The 16,867-nt window shown below is 68.3% G+C and carries 14 protein-coding genes and 1 tRNA gene; 10 read left to right on the top strand and 5 right to left on the bottom strand.

From position 1 onward, the window contains the following. Complete coding sequence (locus ACXMDP_RS03970) at positions 1 to 1,692, top strand: ArnT family glycosyltransferase (RefSeq protein ID WP_259730136.1); 1,692 nt, start codon at positions 1 to 3, stop codon at positions 1,690 to 1,692. Then, entirely contained in the window at positions 1,676 to 3,316 is a 1,641-nt protein-coding gene (locus ACXMDP_RS03965; protein ID WP_259730137.1) for a DUF2079 domain-containing protein, read from the top strand. Before ACXMDP_RS03970 ends, ACXMDP_RS03965 begins: the two co-directional genes overlap by 17 nt. Positions 3,317 to 3,772: 456 nt before the next feature. Here the strand turns inward: ACXMDP_RS03965 and psbD are convergent, their stop codons facing one another. Continuing rightward, a complete protein-coding gene (gene psbD, locus ACXMDP_RS03960) occupies positions 3,773 to 4,831 on the bottom strand; it encodes a photosystem II D2 protein (photosystem q(a) protein) (protein WP_457766935.1) in 1,059 nt (352 codons plus the stop codon). Between the two features lie 290 nt (positions 4,832 to 5,121). On the opposite strand from psbD, the gene ACXMDP_RS03955 reads away from it, so the two are divergent. The 4 genes from ACXMDP_RS03955 (at position 5,122) to ACXMDP_RS03940 (ending at position 7,153) form a co-directional block, all read left to right on the top strand. Next, the gene (locus ACXMDP_RS03955) at positions 5,122 to 5,388 is read left to right on the top strand and encodes a hypothetical protein (RefSeq protein WP_255100680.1); all 267 of its coding nucleotides are present in this window, start codon (positions 5,122 to 5,124) and stop codon (positions 5,386 to 5,388) included. Continuing rightward, entirely contained in the window at positions 5,385 to 6,125 is a 741-nt protein-coding gene (locus tag ACXMDP_RS03950) for an ABC transporter ATP-binding protein (protein ID WP_094511591.1), read from the top strand. Before ACXMDP_RS03955 ends, ACXMDP_RS03950 begins: the two co-directional genes overlap by 4 nt. Before the next feature lie 16 nt (positions 6,126 to 6,141). Then, positions 6,142 to 6,213: transfer RNA gene (locus ACXMDP_RS03945), tRNA-Asn, on the top strand. Between the two features lie 151 nt (positions 6,214 to 6,364). Next, positions 6,365 to 7,153, top strand: coding sequence for a response regulator transcription factor (locus tag ACXMDP_RS03940; RefSeq protein WP_094511593.1), 789 nt, complete (start codon positions 6,365 to 6,367; stop codon positions 7,151 to 7,153). Between the two features lie 148 nt (positions 7,154 to 7,301). Here ACXMDP_RS03940 and ACXMDP_RS03935 read toward each other — a convergent pair whose 3' ends face one another. The 3 genes from ACXMDP_RS03935 to ACXMDP_RS03925 are packed head-to-tail and all read right to left on the bottom strand — an operon-like array spanning position 7,302 to position 11,317. Then, entirely contained in the window at positions 7,302 to 8,261 is a 960-nt protein-coding gene (locus tag ACXMDP_RS03935) for a DNA polymerase III subunit delta' (RefSeq protein WP_259729112.1), read from the bottom strand. Further along, on the bottom strand, positions 8,254 to 8,928 hold the full coding sequence (gene tmk, locus ACXMDP_RS03930; RefSeq protein WP_259729113.1) for a dTMP kinase: 675 nt from the start codon (positions 8,926 to 8,928) through the stop codon (positions 8,254 to 8,256). The genes ACXMDP_RS03935 and tmk overlap by 8 nt, the downstream gene beginning before the upstream one ends. After that, positions 8,915 to 11,317, bottom strand: coding sequence for a heavy metal translocating P-type ATPase (locus ACXMDP_RS03925; RefSeq protein ID WP_259729194.1), 2,403 nt, complete (start codon positions 11,315 to 11,317; stop codon positions 8,915 to 8,917). The genes tmk and ACXMDP_RS03925 overlap by 14 nt, the downstream gene beginning before the upstream one ends. A 190-nt stretch (positions 11,318 to 11,507) precedes the next feature. Between ACXMDP_RS03925 and ACXMDP_RS03920 the strand changes: the two genes are divergently transcribed. Next, on the top strand, positions 11,508 to 12,029 hold the full coding sequence (locus tag ACXMDP_RS03920; protein WP_094511597.1) for a photosystem I assembly protein Ycf3: 522 nt from the start codon (positions 11,508 to 11,510) through the stop codon (positions 12,027 to 12,029). An 81-nt stretch (positions 12,030 to 12,110) separates the two neighbouring features. Here the strand turns inward: ACXMDP_RS03920 and radA are convergent, their stop codons facing one another. Beyond that, positions 12,111 to 13,592: a DNA repair protein RadA gene (gene radA, locus ACXMDP_RS03915; RefSeq protein ID WP_259729114.1), complete on the bottom strand. Its 1,482-nt coding sequence runs from the start codon at positions 13,590 to 13,592 to the stop codon at positions 12,111 to 12,113. A gap of 92 nt (positions 13,593 to 13,684) precedes the next feature. Here radA and rpaB point away from each other — a divergent pair, with 92 nt between their 5' ends. The 3 genes from rpaB to ACXMDP_RS03900 are packed head-to-tail and all read left to right on the top strand — an operon-like array spanning position 13,685 to position 16,829. Continuing rightward, on the top strand, positions 13,685 to 14,431 hold the full coding sequence (gene rpaB / locus ACXMDP_RS03910) for a response regulator transcription factor RpaB (protein ID WP_094511601.1): 747 nt from the start codon (positions 13,685 to 13,687) through the stop codon (positions 14,429 to 14,431). Beyond that, positions 14,412 to 15,785: a phosphate acyltransferase PlsX gene (plsX, locus tag ACXMDP_RS03905; RefSeq protein WP_259729115.1), complete on the top strand. Its 1,374-nt coding sequence runs from the start codon at positions 14,412 to 14,414 to the stop codon at positions 15,783 to 15,785. Before rpaB ends, plsX begins: the two co-directional genes overlap by 20 nt. 51 nt (positions 15,786 to 15,836) lie before the next feature. Continuing rightward, a complete protein-coding gene (locus ACXMDP_RS03900; protein ID WP_094511605.1) occupies positions 15,837 to 16,829 on the top strand; it encodes a beta-ketoacyl-ACP synthase III in 993 nt (330 codons plus the stop codon). The last annotated feature ends 38 nt before the right edge of the window (positions 16,830 to 16,867 follow it).

Genomic DNA, 16,867 nt, shown 5'->3' with positions numbered 1-16,867 from the left:
ATGACCGCCCTGCACCCCCAGACCCCGCCCCGCGCCATTCCCTGGCGGGGCCTGCTGCTGCTCTGGCTGGCCGCCGTGGTGCTGGCTGTCGTGGGTCTGGGCAACCTGCCCCTGCGCGACTGGGATGAGGGGATCGTGGCGCGGGTGTCGCTGGAGATCGCCAACAGGGGGCTGCCGGAAGGCTGGCTGCCCACGATCTGGGGCAGCCCCTACCTCAACAAGCCGCCCGGGCTGCATGTGCTGATCGCTGCCGCCATCGCCGTCTGGCGCCAGCTCAGCCAGGCGCCGGCGGAGGCGCTACCGCCGGAATGGGTGGTGCGGCTGGTGCCGGCAGTGCTTTCCTCCCTGGTGGTGCCGGTGGGGGCCCTGGTGCAGCTTCAACTGCGGCCAGGCGACAACCGCGCCGCCCTGGCGACCGCGGCGATCCTGCTCACCCTGCTGCCGGTGGCGCGCCACGGGCGGCTGGCGATGCTGGACGGCGCGCAGCTCACCGCCATGGGGCTGCTCTGGTGGGCACTGTTGCTCAGCCGTTCCGGCCGCACTGGAGCGGGTTGGCGCTGGGGGCTGGTCGCCGGCCTGGCGGGCAGTGCGCTGCTGATGTTGAAGGCCCCGATCCTGTTGCCGGTGCTGGCCGCCGGCCTGGCCGCCCTGGTGCTCGATCCGGAGCGGCCGCGCCGTTCGCTGGCGCCGCTGCTGGCGGCCCTTGGCGTGGGCCTGCTGCCCGGGCTGGCCTGGCACGGCTGGCATGCACTCAGGCGCGGCAGCGATGCGCTCTGGCTCTGGGGCGGCGACGGGGTGACGCGGGTGCTGCTGGATGCGGGCGAAGGCAGCCAGCTGGGCTGGCGGGTGCCGGTGATCGAGGTGCTGGAAGGTGGCTGGCCCTGGCTGCCGCTCTGGCCCCTGGCGGTGGTGATCGCCTGGCGGCAGCGCCACCGCAGCTGGGGGCGCTGGTGCCTGGTGCTGCAGCTGGTGATCGCCGGGTCGATCCTGCCGCTGCGCACCCAGCTCCCCTGGTACAGCCACCCGCTCTGGCTGCCGTTCGCCCTGCTCTGCGGGCCGCTGCTGGCGCAGATGCTGCAGGCTCGGGAGACCCGTCCGCCTCTCCAGCTCGTTCCAATCCTGTGGTCCTGGCTGGGTGGCGGCCTGATCCTGCTGGCCCTGGCGGCCGCAACAGCCCGGACCGGACTGCCGAGTGGGATCAGTCTTCTTGTTCTGCCGGCGGGCGTGGGGCTGCTGGGGGGAGGGCTGCTGCTGCTGCGCCCGGCCGAACGGCAGCGCCGCCGCGGCCTGGTCCTGCTGCTCGCGGGCTGGTGCCTCTCCCTGCTGCTGCTCTTCCATAGTTCCCTCTGGAACTGGGAGTTGAACGAATATGACGACGTTCGCCCCGTGGCCAGCCTGGTCAGGGGTGCGGCGACCGAGCCGGACCATCGCCCGATGCCGATCTACATGGCCGGACAATCCGGGCGACGTCCAAGCCTGAGCTGGTATGCCCAACGGCCAATCGAACGGTTGCCGTCCCGGGCAAGCCCCGGTTCTCCGAGCCCGTTCCTGTTCATTGAGAAAGCCTCCGCCCCCCCTCCGCCCATGCTTCTCCAGCCCGGCGTCCGCTGCCGCCTGAGCGGGCTGGGCGAGCAGGACTGGCGCCTCTGGCGCTGCACACTCGCGTCTCAATCCGATGACCCTCGCCCCTGAACGACGCTCCTGGAGCCGCGCGGTTCTGGCTGCCGCCGTGCTTTTTGCCGTGGTTGGCCTGGCTCTGCAGGCATGGCGCCTCCAGGTTCTCGCCGCTTCCTACGACCAGGGCATCTTTCTGCAGGTGCTCTGGAACAGCCTGCGGGGCCACCCCTTCGAGAGCACCCTCTCCTCCCAGCTTTCTGCCAGCGTGGTCCACGACGGCCAGTTGCCTGGCCTGGGCTATCACCGCCTGGGGCAACACTTCACCCCGGTGCTGCTGCTCTGGGCTCCCTTGGTGGGTCTGCTGGGAGCGGCAGCCTTGCCCCTGGTTCAGGTGGGGCTGATGACGGCGGCAGGTCTGGCGCTGCATCGGTTTGCCCTCGAGATCCTGGGGAGCAACAACGATCGGCTGGCCGCTCTGCTGGCCTGCTCCTTTTTCGGAGCCAATGCCGTACTCGGCCCCACCTGGGGCAACTTCACGGATCTCTGCCAGTTGCCCCTGGCCTTTTTTCTGCTGATCTGGGGATTGCGGCGACGGAGCTGGTGGCTGGTGGCGCTCTGCACCCTGCTGATTCCGTTGATCCGGGAGGACACCGGCGTGCTGCTGGTGGGGGTGAGTCTGTGGATGCTGCTGCGACGACGCAGGGAAGAGTGGCCTTTGGCGATCCTGATTGGTGGGGTGGGGGTCAGCTGGGTCCTGATCGTCACCAATGTGTTGATGCCTCTGTTCAGCGAAGACAATTCACGCCGGTTCATGGTGGAGAACTTCGGCCACTTCCTCGGTGATCAGGATCGCGCCAGCAGCCTGGAGGTGGCGGGAAGGATCCTTTCAACGCCAATGGCGCTGATCAAGGAACTGTTCAGCGAACCTGGGCACACGCTTCGCTACCTGCTCGCCCAGAGTCTGCCGCTGCTGTTCATTCCCGTGATCTCCCTGGACAGCTGGCTGCTGATGGGGTTGCCATTTCTAGGTTTGCTGCTGGCAGACGGGAAGCCACCACCACTGGCCATCAATGTGCGCTACGCGCTGCTGGTGGTCCCGGGCTTGTTTGCAGGGGCCGTGCTCTGGTGGGAGCACCATCAGGACACCTTCCGTCGACCGAAGTTTCGTGCCGTTTGGATCGGGGCAATCGGGCTTTCGATCCTGCTGACGATCAGCAGCAACCCCAATCGCAGCCTCTCGTTCGTCATTCCCGACAGCGTGCAGCCCTGGATTTACTCCAACCCAGCCCAGCTCTGGGCCCATGGCCAGGCGGCCCGGCGCGTACTCCAGCAGATCCCTCCAACGGCAACCGTTTCAGCCACCACCCCGCTGGTTCCTTTGCTTGCTGAGCGGGAGGTGCTGGTGCGTTTTCCCCGCAGTTGGCGCTATCTCGACAGGCAAGGGAAGCCCAAGGAGGTTGACTGGATTGCTGCAGATCTTGAGATGCTCAACAGGAATCTCAGGGTGTCTGATGGTGATCGCAAAGAGCTGGGGCGCATCCTTGAAATGATCCCCGATCTTTCGCCCAGCTATGGGGTTGTCGATGTTGATGGGGGCATCGTGTTAATGGCCAGAGGCGCGGTGGATCATGCCGATGCCCAGGAGCGCCTTGCTCGCCTGGTGGGATCATTCAAGCTGGAGCGGGAATCCAAAAAGTGAATTCCCTTGAACAAAGAACCCGCTCGAAAATGAACAGTCTTTCTCCATAGAAAGACTGCTCTTCAATCAATAACCTGTCTCCAGAATGAACGATGCCCCCATTCAGCCGATTGCTGAATGGGGGCATCGTCGGGTCCGCTCTGGCGCGGAACCGAATGAACTCAGATCAAGCTGCCTGGCATCAGACGGCATTCTCCGCGATCAACAGACCCTTGCACATGGAACTTTGGCTCACAAGCACCTCCTCCCTTGGGGGATAACGCCAGCCGGTGACGCCTTCGGAGCGAAACAAGGGAGAAAACTCCGAAGCCTCGCCCCACGGCACTGCTGACACAACCCATTGATCTTAGAAGAAAACCTGAGAGATCGGCAACAGTTGGGGACCCAACAAAAAAGGCGCCCCGAAGGACGCCAAATTTGAATTGATCCTCTGGAACTGCCTGATTGACTTAGGGCTCAGAGGGCGTTACCACGGGGCAGAACCTCTTCAGGGAAGACGAAGTTTTCATGCGGCTGGTCAGCCGGTGCCATCCAGGCACGCAGACCTTCATTCAGAAGAATGTTCTTCGTGTAGAAGGTTTCGAATTCAGGATCCTCAGCAGCGCGGATTTCCTGGCTCACGAAGTCGTAGGCACGCAGGTTCAGCGCCAGGCCGATGATGCCGATGCTGCTGGTCCACAGACCCATCACCGGCACGAACAGCATGAAGAAGTGCAGCCAGCGCTTGTTGGAGAAGGCGATCCCGAAGATCTGGCTCCAGAAGCGGTTGGCGGTGACCATCGAGTAGGTCTCCTCTTCCTGCGTGGGCTCGAACGCCTTGAAGGTGTTGGCCTGCTCGGAATCCTCGAACAAGGTGTTCTCCACCGTGGCACCGTGGATGGCGCACAGCAGCGCACCACCCAGGATGCCGGCCACGCCCATCATGTGGAACGGGTTCAGCGTCCAGTTGTGGAAGCCCTGCAGGAACAGCAGGAAGCGGAAGATCGCCGCCACCCCGAAGGAAGGCGCGAAGAACCAGCTGCTCTGACCCAGCGGGTACATCAGGAACACGCTCACGAACACCGCGATCGGGCCGGAGAAGGCGATCGCGTTGTAGGGGCGGATGCCCACCAGACGGGCAATCTCGAACTGACGCAGCATGAAGCCGATCAGGGAGAAGGCACCGTGCAGGGCCACGAACGGCCAGAGGCCGCCCAGCTGGCACCAGCGCACGAAGTCACCTTGAGCTTCCGGACCCCAGAGCAACAGCAGGCTGTGGCCCATGGCGTCGGCAGGGGTGCTGACGGCGGCGGTGAGGAAGTTGCAGCCTTCCAGGTAGCTGCTGGCAATCCCGTGGGTGTACCAGGAGGAAACGAAGGTGGTGCCGGTTAGCCAGCCGCCCAGAGCCAGATAGGCCGTGGGGAACAGCAGCAGACCGGACCAGCCGACAAACACGAAGCGGTCGCGCTTGAGCCAGTCATCGAGGACGTCGAACCATCCCCGAGCCGAAGGCGCGCGCCCTACAGCAATCGTCATGATGAAGAGGCTTCATGAAGCTTTACAATGGCACTGTACGGAAATCAGCCGGCGGCCGGGGCTTCCGCCGCCCTGGCCCGGGGGCAATGAGTACTTGCACTCACCGGCTCCGTCAGCCCCAGGTCTGGCGGCCACCCCGCTCGTCTGAACCGCACCGGAATCAGCCCTGAATCCAGCCCCGAGCCAAACCGGAGCCAACCGGGAGCCAACCGGGAGCCGGCCGGCCCTTCAGCGGAAACCGCCGCGCCGCGCCATTCGCCAGAGTGGCGGCTGCCCTCACCGAAACCGCCGTGTACGTCGTCGAGCTCTCGCTCAAGCTCAGCCCCATGCCCGTCTCGGTCCAGCGCAAGGAACTGGCCGACGCCCAGGCCCTGTATGGCCAGATCAAGGCGGTCCTGGAGAGCGGTCAACCGCGCGTGCTCGAACTCAGCTGCGAGAAAGCCGAGGAGAAACGGGTCAGCCTGCTGAGCAGTGAGCTGGTGGCCGTTCAGCTCTACGAACGTTCGGCCGCGGGTGGCACCGGCACCAAACGTCCCGGCTTCAGCGTCGACAGTTGACCAGCTCGCCACCGGCCCATGCCAGCGCCGGTTTCTCCGCCCCTGATCCTCCGCTGGTGGTGGAGAACCTGGGGTTCCGCTGGCCCAACGGCAGCCTCGCCCTTGACCACATCAACCTCGAGGTGCCCCGTCCAGGGCTGTGGATGCTCGTGGGGGGCAACGGCAGCGGCAAGAGCACCCTGCTGCGGCTGATCGCCGGGCTGCTCGATCCGCAGCGAGGGCGGATTCACCGCCAGCGCACGCCGGCTCTGGTGTTCCAGAACCCCGACCACCAACTCTTGCTGCCCAGCTGCGGCACCGACCTCCAGCTCTCGTTGGCGGAGGGCCTCAGCCGTGAGGAGCGGCGCTGGCGGGTGGCCGAAGCCCTGGCCCAGGTCGGCTTACCTGGCCTGGAAGGGCGGCCGATCCACACGCTCAGCGGCGGCCAGAAACAGCGGGTGGCAATCGCCGGTGCCCTCGCCAGCGGTGCCGACCTGCTGCTGCTCGACGAACCCACCGCCCTGCTCGATCCAATCAGCCAGACGGAGGTTCTGGAGTTGATCCATCGCCTCTGCCACCGGCAGGAGCGACCCCTCACCGCCCTCTGGATCACCCACCGGCTGGAGGAACTCGAGCGCTGCGACGGGGCCGTGCTGATGGAAAGCGGGCGCATGGGCCGCTGGCAGGACGGGCCGGAACTATGCCGGCGCCTTCGCGGCAGGGTCTCCCTCTTGCCTGGCGGCGCGACCGAGGGGTAGGTTCACCGGGTTGCCATCCTCGGTAGCTCAGCGGTAGAGCGGTCGGCTGTTAACCGATTGGTCGCAGGTTCGAATCCTGCCCGGGGAGTTCCTCTTCGCCTTGCCGCAGCGCTGCCTGCTGGTTGTTCACGTTCCAGTTGGCGCGGTTGCCAGGATCGTGTCCCATACTTCTGCGAAAGCAGCTCATACGGCCTCTTCGAATCCAACGGATTGCCGCTGTCACCCGCCCTGCGCCGCCCATGAAGCCCTGCATCCTGCTGATCGAAGACGACAGGGACATGCGTGAGCTGGTGGCTGCCCATCTGATGCACGGCGGCTTCCAGGTGGAATGCGCCGAAGACGGCATCAAGGGCCAGGCCCTGGCCCTGCAGGCCCATCCCGATCTGATCCTGCTCGATCTGATGCTGCCCAAGGTGGATGGCCTCACCCTCTGCCAGCGCCTGCGCCGTGATGAGCGCACGGCTGGCATCCCGATCATGATGATCACGGCGCTCGGCGGCACCAAAGACAAGGTGAGCGGCTTCAACTCCGGCGCCGACGACTACCTGACCAAGCCCTTCGATCTCGAAGAGCTGCTGGTGCGGGTGAAAGCACTGCTGCGGCGCATCGATCGCGCCCCTCTGGCCGAAAAACACAACGAGATTCTCAATTTCGGGCCTCTCACCCTGGTGCCCGAGCGGTTTGAGGCCATCTGGTTCGATCAAGCCGTCCGGCTCACCCACCTGGAGTTCGAACTGCTCCACTGCCTGCTCCAGCGTCACGGTCAGACCGTGGCCCCCTCGCTCATCCTCAAGGAAGTGTGGGGATACGAGCCCGACGACGACATCGAGACCATCCGGGTACACGTGCGCCACCTGCGCACCAAGCTCGAACCCGAACCGCGCAAACCCCGGTTCATCAAAACGGTCTACGGAGCCGGCTACTGCCTGGAACTGCCCACTGGCCCCCAGCTGGAACAGCAGGAGCGGCTGGTGCGGGAGCTTCGGCAGGACACCCGCGACCAGCTGCGCTCGCTCGAATCCGCCTGATTCCACCGACCATCTGCTGCTGAAGCGGCACCGACACAGCCGGACCGCTGCTTCAGCGACTCCCCAGGCGCCTGTCAGAGCTTCGCGCTGTTGTCCGTCAAGGGGCGCGTGGCGCAGGTGGCGGTCAGATCCCCCTGGAACTCCAGGCTCACACCAGCGATCCGCCCAGCTCCAGCAGCGCCACTTCCCAGGCCAGCCGAGGTTGCACAGCCCCCTGCAACTGGCGCCGGAGGCGCTCGATCCGCTGCTGATCGGCCTGGCAGAGATCGCGGCGCCAGCTCTGCAGTTGCCACCAGTCGAGCAGCCACAGCTGAAGATCCAGATCCAGGGCTTCGGTGAGCTCACGGGCCAAGGCCAGCGCCTCCAGCGGTTGGCCCGGCCGCTCCAGCAGCCGCTCCGCCAGCCCCGGTGGCAGGGCCTGCCATTGCTCCCGGTGACGCAGCAACGCCCCCGGCGAGCCGGCCGCCAGCGCGATCAGGCCGGCGGCCTCTGGCCCCTCCGCCACGGGTGAGAGATCGGCGCGGCGGTGCAGCACCGCCTGCAGGGAGGCCGGATCCAGCCGGCTGAACACGATCTGCTGGCAACGGGAGCGAATCGTGCTCAGCAGGCGCTCGGGCGCGCTGGTCAGCAGCACGAGCAGCCCGTTGCCGGGCTCTTCCAGGGTTTTGAGCAGGGCATTGGCCGCCCCCTCCGCCATCATCTCCACCGCCTCGATCACCAAAAGGCAGTGGTCGCCCTCCAACGGCCGACGGGCCAGGAAACGGCTGATCGCCCGCACCTGCTCCAGGCGCAGCTGGGGCAGCGACCGCTTCGCCACTCCCTGGGCGATCGCCTCCGAACGGGGGATCAGCTGGCCCTGGTGCTGGTAGGTGGGCTCCACCCAGAGCAAATCCGGGTGGTTGCCCTCCTCCAGCCGGCGTCGCAGCGGGGCTGAGCCAGCGACCCCGGCCAGAATGCCCTCGAGGAAGCGCAGAGCCGCCAGGCGCCGTCCCACCCCATCCGGCCCGCTGAACAGGTAGGCCGGCGCCAGCCGCTGGCGCTGCAGCGACGCGGCAAGCAGGGCCACGGCCTGGGGCTGGCCGATCAGGTCGGCGAACAGATCAGCCATCGCAGCCACCAGCAGCGGCGAAACGGCACCGCAGCAGTGCCGCAATCGCTTCCGCCACCTGTTCGGGAGCAGCGGCAGCCTCCACCCGCGCCCAGCCCTGCTGCGCCGCCAGCTGGGCGAATCCTCCAGCCACCCGCTGCAGGAAGGGCAGTCCCGCCGACTCGATCCGATCGGCGGGCCGGTGGCCGCGACGCTCCAGTGAGAGCGGCAGGGGCAGGTCCAGCCAGAGGGTGAGGTCGGCCGTCAGGCCGGCGGTGGCGATGGCCTCCAGCTGGTCGATCAACGCGAGATCCAGCCCACGGCCATAGCCCTGGTAGGCGGCCGTGGAGCCGGCAAAGCGGTCGCTGATCACCCAGTGGCCCGCCGCCAGAGCGGGCGCGATGCGGGCCTCCACGTGCTGGGCGCGGTCGGCCGCATAAAGCAGCAGTTCCGCGGTGGGGCAGGGGCTGGCCGCCTCCGGCGGATGCAGCAGCAGCTGCCGCAGCGCCTGGCCCAGCGGCGTCCCTCCCGGCTCGCGGCACACCACCAGCTCCGCCCCGGGCGCCAGCAGGCCGCTGCTGGGCAACCAGGCCTTCAGGCGTTCGAGCTGGGTGGTCTTGCCACAGCCATCAATACCCTCCAGCACGAGAAAGCGCCCCCTGGGGCGATCGGGGTCAGGCCGGACCATGCAGCAGCAGCGCATTCACCACCACGGTGATCGAGCTCATCGCCATCAGCAGGGCCGCCAGGGGTGGGGAGAGCACCACACCGAAGCCTGGCAGCAGGGCGCCGGCGGCGATCGGCAGCACCACAAGGTTGTAGCCGAAGGCCCAGAAAAGGTTCTGGCGCACCTTGGCCAGGGTGCGCCGCGCCAGCTGCAACGCCAGCACAAGCGAGGACAAGCGGTCGCCAAGGATCACCAGATCGGCGGTGTCCTGAGCGATCTGGGTGCCGGTGCCCACGGCGATGCCGAGATCGGCCGCCGCCAGAGCGGGCGCATCGTTGATGCCATCGCCCACCATCGCCACCGGCCCCAACTGCTGCCAGCGCACGATCTGGTCGAGCTTCTGCTCGGGGCGCAGTTCCCAGGCAAGGGCGTCGTCCGGCAAGCCGAGCCGTTCACCGAGGAGCCGCACGGCAGGCTGCCGGTCACCGCTGAGCACGCCGAGGTTCAGCCCCATGGCACCGAGCTCCTGCACGGTGGCGGCCGCATCGGCGCGCGGTTGGTCGTGCACCGCCACGAGGCCCAGCAGGCGGCTGCCGACCGCCACGGCCAGCACCGAGCCGCCGTCGGCCTCCAGTGCTGTGAGCCGCTGGCGGAGCGGAGCGCCCAGACCAACCCCTCGCTGCTCCAGCCAGTCGAGGCGACCCACCCGGCAAGGGCCGCTGACCCCTTCCAGTTCCCCCTCCACCCCGGCCCCGGCGAAGGTGACGCAGGTGCTCACCGGCCAGAGAGGAAGCTGACGGCGCTCCGCCTCCTGCAGCAGGGCATGGGCGAGCGGGTGGCGGGTCTGCTGCTCCAGGCTGGCCGCCACACGGATCAGGGCATCGGCGTCGACCAGCTCGCCCGCCAGCTGGTGAGCTGGATCCGTGGGGGACAGTTCGATCGCCACCACCAGGGGACGGCCCAGGGTGAGCGTGCCGGTCTTGTCGAACAGCACCGCCTGCAGACGCGCGGCGGTCTCGATCGCATCGCCGCCCCGGAACAGCACACCGGCCCGGGCCGCCAGCCCTGAGCCGACTGTGATCGCCGTGGGGGTGGCCAGGCCCAACGCACAGGGGCAGGCCACCACCAGCACGGAAATCGCCAGCTGCAGGGCCAGGCTGAACGGGGTCTCGGCGGCGGCCCCCGCCAGCCCGTGGCCGGAGCCTCCCATTCCCATACCACCAAGGCCGTGCCCACCGAAGCTGTGAGCAGCCCCGGCCCCATGGCCCAGCAGCGGAGCCACCATCAGCACGTCCGGCCACAGGCGGGTGCCCCACAGCCACCAGAACAGGAAGGTGGCCAGGGCGAGAACAAGCACCAGAACGGTGAAACGGCCGGCCACCCGGTCCACCAGGCGCTGTATCGGCGCCTTGCGGGCCTGGGCCTGCTCGACCAGCGCAATGATCCGGGCCAGGGCCGTCTCCGCACCGGCGCGGGTCACCTCCAGCACCAGCGGCGCCTGCAGGTTGAGCATGCCGGCCGCCAGCTCACAGCCCGGGCGGGCCTCCAGCGGCAGGGGTTCGCCGGTGAGACTCGACACATCCACCGCCGAGCAGCCCTCCAGCACCACCCCATCCACCGGCACCCGGTCGCCCGGCAGCAGTTGCAACCGATCTGCGGGCCGCAGCCCTCCCACCCGCACCTCTCGCGGGGGGCCATCGCCCACCAGCAGCAGCGCCGTTTCGGGTTGGAGCTGGGCCAGCTGCTCCAGCGCCCGGCCGGTGCGGAAGCGGGCCCGTTCCTCCAGGAAGCGGCCCAGCAGCACGAAGCCGAGCAGCATCACCGGCTCATTGAAAAAACAGGGCCAGCCCGCCGCCGGCCAGAGCAGGGCCGCCAGGCTGGCGAGGTAAGCGCTGCCCATGCCCAGGCCCACCAGGGTGTCCATGCTGGGCATGCGGTGCCAGGCGCTCAGGGCGCCGCGCACCAGGATCGAACGACCCGGCAGCGCCAGGGCCAGGGTGGCCACGAGAGCGTGGAACCAGAGCGCCGCCAGCAGGGCTCCGAGCGGGGACGCCAGCAGCGATGCCGGCAGGCTGCCCGCCTCCGCCAGATGGCCCAGCACCGACACCACCAGCAGCGTCAGCGCCGCGATCAGCTGGCGCCACTCCAGCCACCAACGATGGCGCTGGGCCAGCTCGGCCGCCGTGGGTGCCGGCAGCGACTGATCACGCAGGCGTGCCGCAAAGCCGAGCCCCTCCAGGCTGGCCAGCAGGGCCGCCACCTGGGTGTCGAGGCCTGGCTGCGCGGCCTCGACAGGAGCGGCCAGGCCCACCCAGGCGGTGTGGGTGAGCAGGTTCACGCTTGCCTGGTGCACACCGGGCACGGCCAGCAGGCGCTTCTCCACGGCACGCACGCACCCCCCGCACTTCATGCCGTCCACCTCGAGCAGCACCGGCACCAGGGGGCGGGGAGACGGTGCAGCCGGAAGCGGTGAGACGGCGGGGCCGGGGGAAACCTGAACCACTGGGATCGGCAGCTGGGTTTCAGGCTAGGGATGGCCTCCGGCAGAAGCTGGCTCGCCGCGCAGGCGTCAGGATGGGTCCACAAACCAGACCGTTCCCGTGCCCCGCAGCCAACGCAACGACAACTTCATCGACAAGAGCTTCACGGTCATGGCGGACCTGATCCTCAAGGTGATTCCCACCAACCGGCGGGCGAAGGAGGCTTTCGCGTACTACCGCGACGGCATGAGCGCCCAGGGTGACGGCGAATATGCCGAAGCGCTGGAGAACTACGAGGAAGCCCTGAAGCTGGAGGACGACCCCAACGACAAGGCCTTCATCCTCTACAACATGGCTCTGGTGTTCACCAGCAACGGCGATCACCAGAAGGCGCTGGAGTTCTACGAGCAGGCGCTGGATCTCAACCAGCACATGCCGCAGGCCCTCAACAACATCGCGGTGATTCACCACCACCTCGGCTCCCTGGCGGAAGAACGGGGCGACACCGATGAGTCGGACCGCTGCTTCTCCCGCGCCGCCGACTACTGGACCAAGGCGATCCGCATGGCGCCGAACAACTACATCGAAGCCCAGAACTGGCTCAAGACCAGCGGGCGCGGCAACGTCGACGTCTACTTCTGAGCCTCGTCGGGGCGCCTGGGCAGGGCGTTGCCCGGCGCGGGGTGTGGCCTGGCCGGGGCAGGGTGGAGCCGCCGGCCCGGCTCAGTCGGCTGCAGGGTCAAACCCCAGCCCGGCCACCAGGGCCTCCGCCACAGTGGCGGCTTCCAGCAGCTGGAGATCAAGCCCGGCGGCGATCGCCCCGAGGCCGCTGCCGCGCGGCACCACCGCCCGGCGGAACCCCAGCCGCGCCGCCTCCTGGAGGCGCAGCTCCAGCTGGCCCACCGGCCGCAGCTGCCCCCCCAGCCCCAGCTCCCCTACCAGCACTGTGCCGGCCGGCAGGGTCAGATCGCGGTAGCTGGCCACCACCGCCGCGGCCACGCCGAGATCGGCCGCAGGCTCCTCCACGTCAAGGCCACCGGCCACCGCCAGGTAGCAATCGAAGCGGGAGAGGGGCAGCCCCATGTGCTTTTCAAGCACGGCCAGGATCTGATGCAGCCGGTTGATGCCGATGCCGGTGGCCGTGCGGCGTGGGCTGGCATAGCTGGTGGTGCTCACCAGGGCCTGCAGCTCGACCACCAGCGAGCGGGTGCCTTCACAGGCCACGATCGTGGCGGTGCCGGCGGCGGGGCCGTCATGGCCGAGGAACAGCTCGCTGGGATTGGTGACTTCCGCCAGCCCCCGGTCGCGCATCTCGAACAGGCCCAGTTCGTGCGTGGCACCGAAGCGGTTCTTGACCGCCCGCAGCAGCCGGTGGCTGGCGAAGCGGTCGCCCTCGAAGGTGAGCACCGCATCGACGAGGTGTTCGAGCACCTTGGGCCCGGCCAGCATCCCCTCCTTGGTGACATGCCCCACCAGCAGCAGGGCGGTGTCCTGGCGCTTGGCCAGCCGTTGCAGGGCACCGGCGCATTCGCGCACCTGGGCGACCGATCCCGGCGCGCTGCTGAGCTGGTCGTCATGCAGGGCCTGGATGCTGTCGATGATCGCCACCGCCGGCCGCAGCGCCTCAAGCTCCTGCAGCACCAGCTCCAGATCGGTTTCCGCCAGCAGCTGCAGCCCGGCACCCGCCGGCACGGCCCCATCGGCCCCAACCGGCTGCTCCGCAGCGCCGGCACCTGGCGGGGCGAGCCGGCTCCAGCGCAGGCGAACCTGCTGCGCCGACTCCTCGGCGCTCACGTAGAGCACCGAGGTGATGGCGGCCAGCGCCTGGGCGCTCTGCAGCAGCAGGGTGGATTTGCCGATGCCGGGATCGCCCCCCACCAGCACCAGCGCCCCGGGCACCAGCCCGCCGCCCAGCACCCGATCGAACTCGGCGAAGCCGCTGGGCAACCGCTGGAGCGGCCGCTCCACCGCCATCAGGATCGATTCCGAGCGCCGGGGACGCCCTGGCGCCAGGGCCACCTTCTCGCCCGCACCGGTACGGGCAGGCGCGCCCTCAGGGGCGGCGCGGCGGCGGCGGCCATCAGCGGCGGGGCCGCTCTGTTCCACCAGCGTGTTCCAGGCACCGCAGCCATGGCAGCGGCCGAAGAACTGGCGGGTCTGAGCTCCACAGGCCTGGCAGATGAACAGCGGTGCGGATCGGGCCACGGCGGTGTGTGAAGAATGGTGGCGTTGGGTGAATTTGCCGCCCCTCCGACCAGTTCAGTGGTCAGGACTTGTGTACCCAGGCCGGCGCAACCATGACGGCTTCCTCCTCCGCCAAGGAAACCATCCTGGTCGTTGACGACGAGGCGAGCATCCGCAGGATTCTCGAAACCCGCCTCACGATGATCGGCTACGACGTCGTCACCGCCTGTGACGGCGTGGAGGCGCTTGAGGCCTTCCGCCATTCCAGCCCGGATCTGGTGGTGCTCGACGTGATGATGCCCAAGCTCGACGGCTATGGCGTCTGCCAGGAGCTCCGTAAGGAATCCGATGTGCCGATCGTGATGCTCACCGCTCTGGGCGACGTGGCCGACCGCATCACCGGTCTGGAGCTCGGTGCCGACGACTACGTGGTGAAGCCCTTCAGCCCGAAGGAGCTGGAGGCCCGCATCCGCTGCGTGCTGCGCCGGGTGGAGAAGGAGCAGGTGGTGGGCATCCCCAACTCCGGCGTGATCCAGGTCAACGAGCTGCGCATCGACACCAACAAGCGCCAGGTGTACCGGGGCGAAGAGCGCATCCGCCTCACCGGCATGGAGTTCAGCCTGCTGGAGCTGCTGGTCAGCCGTTCGGGTGAGCCCTTCAGCCGCGGCGAGATTCTCAAGGAGGTCTGGGGCTATACCCCCGAGCGTCACGTGGACACCCGGGTGGTGGATGTCCACATCTCACGGCTGCGTTCCAAACTGGAAGATGATCCAGCCAACCCCGAGCTGATCCTCACCGCACGGGGTACGGGTTACCTGTTCCAGCGCATCGTGGAAGCCGTTGCCTCCGAAGGACTCTGATTCAGAACTGAGACAACGCCGCGCCAAACCCAGCCGCGCGATCCGCCGGCTGGTGGTCTGGTATCGCCGCAATGCGACGGTCACCAGCCTGGTTGACACGGCCACCTCCTCAGCCAGCACTGCCGCCTCCGCTGCTTCCGCCGCCGCCTCGGTGGCCGGCTCGATGGCCTCGGCGGCAGGTTCGGTGGCCTCCTCCGCCGGCACCATGGCGGGATCGGTTGCCGGCACAGTGCTGCAGCCGCTGATGAGCTACCCCCGCCGGCGCCTGCAGACCGGTGGCGATGGGTCCGCTCCGATCCGCGACCGTGACCGCATCTGGATGGCCGTCGACGGCATGGGGGGAGACCATGCCCCCGGCCCGATCCTCGAGGGCTGCCTGGCCGCCGTGCGCTGCCTGCCGGTGAAGATCCGCTTCGTAGCCGAAGCCGCGGCGGTGCAGCAGGCCGCGGCCGCCCTGAACCTGGAAGACGACCTGCGCGAGAGCCTGCAGGCCGGGCTGCTGCAGCTGGTCGCCAGCGGCTCTTCGGTGGGCATGGACGAGGAAGCCACGGTGGTGCGCCGCAAGCGCGACGCCAGCATCAACATGGCCATGGACCTGGTCAAGAGCGGTGAGGCGGCGGCGGTTTACTCCGCCGGCAACTCCGGTGCGGTGATGGCCTCGGCGATCTTCCGGCTCGGCCGGCTCAAGGGCATCGACCGCCCCGCCATCGGCGCCCTCTTCCCCACCAAGGACCCGGGCCGGCAGGTGCTTGTGCTCGACGTGGGCGCCAACATGGACTGCAAGCCGGTGTACCTGCAGCAGTTCGCCCTGCTGGGCAGCATCTACAGCCGCGACGTGCTCGGCATCCCCCAGCCCCGCATCGGCCTGCTGAACATCGGCGAGGAGGCCTGCAAGGGCAACGAGCTCACCATCAAGGCCTACGCCCTGCTCGCCGCCGAGCAGCGGCTGCGCTTCGCCGGCAACTGCGAAGGCCGCGACGTCCTCTCCGGCAGCTTCGATGTGGTGGTCTGCGACGGCTACACCGGCAACGTGCTGCTCAAGTTCCTGGAGTCGGTGGGCAGCGTGCTGCTCGATGTGCTACGCGCCGAACTGCCTCGGGGCAGGCGCGGCAAGGTGGGCTCCGCCTTCCTGCGCAGCAACCTGGTGCGGATCAAGAAGCGCCTCGACCATGCCGAGCACGGCGGCGCCCTGCTGCTCGGCGTCAATGGGGTCTGCGTGATCGGCCACGGCAGCAGCAAGGCCCTTTCGGTGGTCAGCGCGCTGCGGCTGGCGCACCTAGCCGCCAGCCATGGGGTGATGGAAGATCTGCACAAGCTCAGCAGCGAGGAGAGCTCCGTTCCTGCCTGTGGTTGACTGAGCCGAACCGTGGGTGAGTCGGTGGCGCTTGGCCGGATGGGCGCAGGCATGGCGCTCGTGGGATGCGGCAGTTCGCTCCCCGCGCTGATCGTCAGCAACGACGCGCTGAGCCTTCGCGTCGACACCAACGATGAGTGGATCCGCAGCCGCACCGGCATCGCTGCGCGCCGTGTGGCCGGGCCCACGGAAACGGTGACGTCGATGGCCACAGCCGCCGCCCGCAACGCCCTTGATCACGCCGGCTGGTCGGCGGAGACGGTGGATCTGATCCTGCTGGCCACCTCCAGCCCGGACGATCTGTTCGGCACCGCGCCGCGGGTGCAGGCGGGGCTGGGGGCCACCAACGCCGTGGCCTTCGATCTCACAGCCGCCTGCAGCGGCTTTCTCTTCGCCCTGATCACCGCAGCCCAATACATCCGTGCCGGTAGCGCGCGCAAGGTGCTGGTGATCGGGGCCGACCAGCTCAGCCGCTGGGTTGACTGGGACGACCGGCGCACCTGCGTGCTGTTCGGCGACGCCGCCGCCGCCATCGCTGTGGAGGCCTGTGAAGGCGAGCGGGATGGCCTGCTGGGCTTCCGCATGCGTTCTGACGGCCGCCGCGCCGCCTGCCTGACCCTGGCGCAGCGGGAGGAGCGGCAGGCGCTGCTCGACGGCCACACGGCCCAGCGCGGAGGCTTCGCGCCGATCCACATGAACGGCCAGGAGGTGTACAAGTTCGCCGTCAAGGAAGTGCCGGCCGTGCTGCAGGAGCTGCTCGCCGCCACTGGCACCACCGCGGCCGAGCTCGACTGGCTGCTGCTGCATCAGGCCAACCAGCGCATCCTCGATGCGGTGGCCCAGCGTTTCGCCATTCCCAACCAGCGGGTGCTCAGCAACCTGGCGGCCTACGGCAACACCTCTGCCGCCACGATCCCGCTGATGCTCGATGAAGCGGTACGGGATGGCCGCATCCAGCCTGGCCACCTGATCGCCAGCAGTGGCTTCGGCGCCGGGCTGAGCTGGGGAGCGGCGCTGCTCCGCTGGCGTGGACCCGGCGGCTGAGGGGGCTGGCCAGGGCGTCGCCGTAATCTCAGATTCCG

Source organism: Cyanobium sp. ULC065, from assembly GCF_977927515.1.
Note: the sequence above shows the minus strand (reverse complement) of the source record. Positions and strands in the feature narration are given on the sequence as shown.

What these genes read in the sequence shown, in the direction of transcription:
- ACXMDP_RS03970 (WP_259730136.1), top strand. Translation starts at nt 1, where the DNA reads ATGACCGCCCTGCACCCCCAGACCCCGCCCCGCGCCATTCCCTGGCGG.
- ACXMDP_RS03900 (WP_094511605.1), top strand. Translation starts at nt 15,837, where the DNA reads ATGGCGCTCGTGGGATGCGGCAGTTCGCTCCCCGCGCTGATCGTCAGC.
- ACXMDP_RS03935 (WP_259729112.1), bottom strand. Translation starts at nt 8,261, where the DNA reads ATGGCTGATCTGTTCGCCGACCTGATCGGCCAGCCCCAGGCCGTGGCC.
- ACXMDP_RS03940 (WP_094511593.1), top strand. Translation starts at nt 6,365, where the DNA reads ATGAAGCCCTGCATCCTGCTGATCGAAGACGACAGGGACATGCGTGAG.
- ACXMDP_RS03925 (WP_259729194.1), bottom strand. Translation starts at nt 11,317, where the DNA reads ATGAAGTGCGGGGGGTGCGTGCGTGCCGTGGAGAAGCGCCTGCTGGCC.
- ACXMDP_RS03965 (WP_259730137.1), top strand. Translation starts at nt 1,676, where the DNA reads ATGACCCTCGCCCCTGAACGACGCTCCTGGAGCCGCGCGGTTCTGGCT.
- psbD (WP_457766935.1), bottom strand. Translation starts at nt 4,831, where the DNA reads ATGACGATTGCTGTAGGGCGCGCGCCTTCGGCTCGGGGATGGTTCGAC.
- rpaB (WP_094511601.1), top strand. Translation starts at nt 13,685, where the DNA reads ATGACGGCTTCCTCCTCCGCCAAGGAAACCATCCTGGTCGTTGACGAC.
- tmk (WP_259729113.1), bottom strand. Translation starts at nt 8,928, where the DNA reads ATGGTCCGGCCTGACCCCGATCGCCCCAGGGGGCGCTTTCTCGTGCTG.